At 32.2% G+C, this 5,641-nt stretch carries 6 protein-coding genes; all 6 read left to right on the forward strand.

Features of this window, described 5'->3' with window-relative positions:
• Nucleotides 1-178: 178 nt before the first annotated feature.
• Nucleotides 179-703: a hypothetical protein gene (locus DFQ09_RS18360; RefSeq protein ID WP_115813051.1), complete on the forward strand. Its 525-nt coding sequence runs from the start codon at nucleotides 179-181 to the stop codon at nucleotides 701-703.
• Between the two features lie 174 nt (nucleotides 704-877).
• Complete coding sequence (locus DFQ09_RS18365; RefSeq protein ID WP_115813053.1) at nucleotides 878-1,441, forward strand: hypothetical protein; 564 nt, start codon at nucleotides 878-880, stop codon at nucleotides 1,439-1,441.
• A gap of 279 nt (nucleotides 1,442-1,720) precedes the next feature.
• A complete protein-coding gene (locus DFQ09_RS18370; protein ID WP_020897370.1) occupies nucleotides 1,721-3,400 on the forward strand; it encodes a hypothetical protein in 1,680 nt (559 codons plus the stop codon).
• 13 nt (nucleotides 3,401-3,413) lie between these two features.
• The gene (locus tag DFQ09_RS18375) at nucleotides 3,414-3,941 is read left to right on the forward strand and encodes a DUF6705 family protein (RefSeq protein WP_147298378.1); all 528 of its coding nucleotides are present in this window, start codon (nucleotides 3,414-3,416) and stop codon (nucleotides 3,939-3,941) included.
• A gap of 150 nt (nucleotides 3,942-4,091) precedes the next feature.
• Entirely contained in the window at nucleotides 4,092-4,568 is a 477-nt protein-coding gene (locus DFQ09_RS18380) for an SRPBCC family protein (protein ID WP_115813055.1), read from the forward strand.
• A 160-nt stretch (nucleotides 4,569-4,728) separates the two neighbouring features.
• Nucleotides 4,729-5,427, forward strand: a complete 699-nt coding sequence (locus tag DFQ09_RS18385) for a hypothetical protein (protein WP_115813057.1) — start codon at nucleotides 4,729-4,731, stop codon at nucleotides 5,425-5,427.
• Nucleotides 5,428-5,641 lie beyond the last annotated feature (214 nt).

Raw genomic sequence — 5,641 nt, forward strand, 5'->3', positions numbered from 1 at the left:
AAAATTAAGCGGAATAAAAAACTGCGTAGAACACCGTGTATAATTAATGGCTGGTTCTCGCCTACTTACGAAAATCCTCGCGGATTTTCTATTCGTTTTTTATTTGCTAAATTAGGTGCTTAAACACGCCACTAATCATACACAAAACCGTTGTAAGCAATTTAACAAACGCACGTAAATGACTGAAATTGAATTTTATAAATTAAAGATTTTTGAAAAAAAAAGCGTTATTGAATTGAGAAAACAGAACGCAAATATGACGGAATTAATTAATTCTTGGTATTGTTCTGAAAAATATAACGCAATACAGAAGTTTAAGTCATTTATTCAAGCAAAATTCAATCAGATAAAAACAATGGAGAATATCAGTGTTGAATTAAGTAACGACGAAATTTATGAACTGTTTGAGTGGTATGAAAAACAACCTAAAACTTGCTATTATTGTAATTTACCTGAAAGCGAACTAGAGAATTTGCATTCAATGAATGGTCATATTAATAAAAGATACCCTAAACGAGGTAAATCATTAGAACTCGACAGAAAAATATCTAGTTTACCTTATACCGAATTTGATAATCTTGTTCTAGCCTGTTATTGGTGTAATAATGCCAAAACAGACACATTTACTGAAAAAGAATTTCAAAAAATAGGACATGAATTTCAAAAGATTTGGCAAAATCGACTTAATAAAATATTGGAATAAAAACTGCTTACAACACCGTTTATAATTAATGGCTGGTTCTCGCCTACTTACGAAAATCCTCGCGGATTTTCTATTCGGTTTTTATTTGCTAAATTAGGTGCTTAAACACGCCACTAATCATACACAAAACCGTTGTGTGTAATTTGAGAAAAACCGAACTGAAATTTGAAATTGATGAAAAATTTATATTTAATTACACTTATATTAATTGCATTTAGTTGCAATGACAAAAAAGAGGAAAAAGATTTTAATGAAAACGATAAACTTATAATTGAAAATAAGAAAGAACCGAAAACAGAAAACGTTTTAAGCGAAGAGAAAACTAAAATTCAATTAGAAGATACAACTTCAAAAACATATGTTGCACTGAAGTTTATCAACGACTATGTTGCGAATTCTAACAAAATGAAAGAACAAATAGGAATTATTGAATGGGTAAATTCTAATCAGGATGTTAGTCAAGAATTTAAAGGAGAACTAACAAAAATGATTGGAGATGCTTATGAATCTGAACCTGAATACGGACTTGGATTCGACCCGATTTTTGACGCTCAGGATTATCCCGATGACGGTTTTAAACTTGCTGAATTTGACTCAATTTCAAATTATTTGACTGTAGAGGCTAAAACTTGGAAAGGTTTTGTGATTAAAATGAAAATTAAAGAAGTGAATAATAAATGGCTCGTTGATGGTTGTGGAGTAATTAACATACCGAAAAACAAACAAGCGCAGAGATAAAAACTACACACAACACCGTATATAATTAATGGCTAGTTTTAGCTTGCTTACGAAAGTCCTCGCGGACTTTCTATCTGTAATTTATTTGCTAACTTTAGTGCCTAAACCACGCAACTAATCTTATACAACAACGTTGTGGTTAATTTGACCCAAACCAAGAAACAGAGTAACTAAACGAAAAACATCGTTTACTTGCAAAAGAATAGCATTTACTCATTCTTGTTTTTGGAATTATTAAAACCACTTTAAATTTGAATCACTAACTTTAAACGATTTTGTATGATGAAACAGAAATTAAAAATTTACTTGAAATTCGGAATTCTACTCTTTGGGATTTCCATAGTATGCTTTACTTGCCAAAAAGACGATACCGTATTTGTTGATGAAACTACGCAACAAACTGAATTTAAGATAAATTTAGTTAACAAATTCGAGTTATCTAAAAACCAAAGAATTAATAATATCGTACAGTCCTTACCCAATAAAAATGATGTATTGCAAAACAATACTAACCTACAAGCAAAGATGACCTATATAGAAGCATACGATTTCTATGTAGATGATGAAATAGCTTACCATATTACTTCTGGCAATTACGAATCCTACACTTTTGCAATAACAAGAGCACAAGATAATGGTCTTACAGAAAACTTATTGTTAAGCAAACAAGCAGATGGCTCATACAAAGCCGCAATAATGAGCTATGATTTAAATGAAAGCGATAAGCAATCCGTTAAAAATGGTAATATGCCAATGGATTTGGCAAGCAAAACAACGGTTAGTGGCTTACAAAGAATGTCTAGTGGCGGTGGAGACAGCAGAATAATATTTACAAGATTAGACGGTAGTTGTTATTATTACGAAGTAGATGCTCATAGTTATGATGTTGTTGTTTGGGAGATAGTAAATATTGATTGTCCAGAATTACCAAATGATAATTCTGGTCTTGGAGGCAGCTTAAATAATGGCACAACTAATAATGGGCCAAATTATACAGGACCAGACGGAGGTACTTTAAATGGACCAGTTACAGACCCATTAGGTGTATTATTAGGTAACACTAATGGCTCTAATGGTGGTACTACAGGTGTTGTGCCAGACCCAGACAATACTGATAGCGGAAACGATGGAGGTGCACAGGGCGAAACTACAGATTGCTTGCAATTAGACGCTAGTGGTAATTGTGCTAATGCAACGGCTGTGCTTATTATTGATGAAGAAGAATTAGGCAGGAAGAAAGAATGTAGAAAAATTACCAATTTGTTAGAAGATACGCCAAATTATAAAACTAAATTGGTGGAACTGTCTTCTGATGCTAATCTTAATTCACCTCTCGAAAAAGGAGCAGGTAAATTGAAAAATCAAGATGCTATTGAAGATTATGAGGCAGAAGTTGGATTTCCTCAAATAGAGATTGATATATCTGGCGTTAATAAATTTGAAGCCCTTGCTCATAACCACCCTACAACAAGCCCATTTTCTTTGTCAACATTTTCACCTCAAGACTTAATGCATATTGCTAAATTGATACGGCTTAACAAAATAACTGATAATTTTGTAGCCTTTTTAACCACTAAGCAGGGCACACAATACGCACTCACTATTAGCAATCCAACAAAATTTTTAGACCTCTTCTTTTACAAAACCTTTGACCCTAAGATTGGAATTAGAGATATTCCACCTACGCAACAAGCAAGATATTGGGCGTCTAAAGATGCTTTTATTCCTTTATATGATAAGTATTTTAATCCTGATATTCCAGACCATAAAATAAAGGCAACTGATCCTAATGATCCAAACATAGATACATTGAATGAAAACGACCTTAAAGAGTTCTTAAATTTTATGGACGAAGCTAATATTGGAGCTCATCTTTTTGAAACTGATGCAACCTTTAATATCTTTACCAAGTTAAAACTAAAAAATGGAGAGCCTCATAGAGAAAATCCTTGTAACTAAAATATTACACATTATGAAAAATATACTTTATACATTAGCAATACTATTACTATTTTCTTGTAAATCACAAAATTTAAGTGCACAATCAAGATATACTATGAATAATTTAACGCCTTTCATTGGTACTTGGGAGTATCAAAATGGTAATGAGATTTTTAGAGTTTCTATTTATGAAGATAATCTCTATTTAAAAGGAGATTATTGGTTTATAGAAGTTAATAATGGTGTAGAAACCATTATTTGTGAATCCAATTATAATATCCCTAATACAAATATTTATAACGGGTATGTCATTTTTGGTGGCTCATTAGATGGTATAAAAATGGGAGCTCAGATAGATGACAATACCATAGATTGTGAAAACGGTTTAGATGCAAGAAAAGGAGTAGATGGGACTTTTGGTTTAACCATACAATCAGGATGTTTAGGTTGCCCTATAACAGCAGAATGGAAAGTGAGCATAATTAGAGGTATGCGAACAGTAGGTGAACCTAGAGAATTTAGTATTCCTACAGATGTTATTATGACCAAAATGAATTAAAACTAACCACAACAACGTATATAAAAAATAGCAGTTAAGAGCTTAATCCATGGTTTCGTTCTTTCTGCTATCTTTGTTTACAAACTGAAAATAATTGCATTTTAACCTACTACTTTTCATATACAACAACGTTACCATACATACCCAAAAATGCCGAGAATTGAACTTCAAACTGAAATAAAAGCCGAAAGAAATATAGTATTTGACCTTTCGCGAAGTATCGATTTACATAAAATTTCGACTGAACATACGAATGAAGAAGCAATCGCTGGAAAAACAAGCGGATTAATCGGAATGAACGAAAGCGTAACTTGGAGAGCAAAACACTTTGGAATTTATCAAAATCTGACTTCCAAAATCACGGAATATGACCGACCAAAATACTTTGCGGACGAAATGGTAAAAGGAGCTTTCAAAAAATTCAAACACGAACACCACTTTGCGGAATTGAATGGCGGAACTTTGATGACCGACTTTTTTGATTATCAATCACCTTTTGGAATTGTAGGTAAAATAGCTGACAAGCTGTTTCTCAAAAAATATATGACTGAATTACTAACTGAACGGAATCGAATTGTAAAGCAGTTTGCGGAATCTGAAAGGTGGAAAGAAGTAATAACTGAATAAAGTACGTATGGTAACACCGTGTATAATTAATTGCTGTTTTCTGCCTACTTGCGAATATTCCTGCGGAATATTCACGGGTTCGTAAATGTTTACTAAATTAGTTACTTAAACACGCAACTAACCATACACAATCCCGTTAGCTGTAATTTGAACCAACTTTATGGTAGAAAAAAAAGACATCGAAAAATTAATTATTCAGAACAAAAAAAGTACTCTTAAAAATCATTGGAATGATTCCTTTTCCTATAATACAACTAAATATAGCGGAGAAATAAAACCAAATGAAATCCTTATCTGGAGGTCATCACAATTTTTGAGGAGTGTTTATCCAATTTTCCATCTGACTTTTGACCAAAACAATAAATTGAACGGAATAAAAACAGAAAAAAATCCTTATCACAAACTTCTGAATAAAGCATCAACTGGATTTTTTATTTTGCTTGTTTTAGTTTTATTAATCACAACGAAATTAGAAATAGCTGTCGTTGGAATTATTGGAATTTCTCTAATTGCAACTTTATTGAGTTTAGTTATGTCCAAATCAAAAAAATATGAAACAAAACTTTTGACTGACGAACTTAAAGAATCCATAGAAAATATAGAGCAAACAAATAATCCTGAATTGATTAACAAACCCAAAACGGAATTAAAGAAAGAAAAGATTAAAGAATGGACTTTTACGAAGATTTTGACAAGACTTCTTCTCTACCCTTTTTGCTTTATCCTTTTATGGTTTTCGATAACTGGATTTTTACCTGGAGGAAAAACATTATACGGAATATTTGGTATAATTGTCGCTTTAGCTTATCCAATTGCTGATATATTATTAATAATCGGAAAAAATAAAAACTACAGCTAACACCGTGTATAATTAATTGCTTGTGACTTGCCTACGTGGAAATTCCTGCGGAATTTCCTCTCGTTCGGTTCATTTTTGCTAACTTAGTCGCTAAACCACGCAACTAACCATACACGTATTCCAAGATCAAATCCTAGTAATATTTAGTTTTATTTTTTATGCTGCATATTGCTGAAGAACCACATATGGCGTTCCTCTTTTTACTACGGCAAAT

The sequence above is a fragment of the Winogradskyella pacifica genome, from assembly GCF_003386275.1.
In the GTDB taxonomy this organism is placed as follows: domain Bacteria; phylum Bacteroidota; class Bacteroidia; order Flavobacteriales; family Flavobacteriaceae; genus Winogradskyella; species Winogradskyella pacifica.

Coding starts and splice junctions, on each gene's coding strand:
- DFQ09_RS18360 (WP_115813051.1), top strand. CDS start 179: ATGACTGAAATTGAATTTTATAAATTAAAGATTTTTGAAAAAAAAAGC.
- DFQ09_RS18365 (WP_115813053.1), top strand. CDS start 878: ATGAAAAATTTATATTTAATTACACTTATATTAATTGCATTTAGTTGC.
- DFQ09_RS18370 (WP_020897370.1), top strand. CDS start 1,721: ATGATGAAACAGAAATTAAAAATTTACTTGAAATTCGGAATTCTACTC.
- DFQ09_RS18375 (WP_147298378.1), top strand. CDS start 3,414: ATGAAAAATATACTTTATACATTAGCAATACTATTACTATTTTCTTGT.
- DFQ09_RS18380 (WP_115813055.1), top strand. CDS start 4,092: ATGCCGAGAATTGAACTTCAAACTGAAATAAAAGCCGAAAGAAATATA.
- DFQ09_RS18385 (WP_115813057.1), top strand. CDS start 4,729: ATGGTAGAAAAAAAAGACATCGAAAAATTAATTATTCAGAACAAAAAA.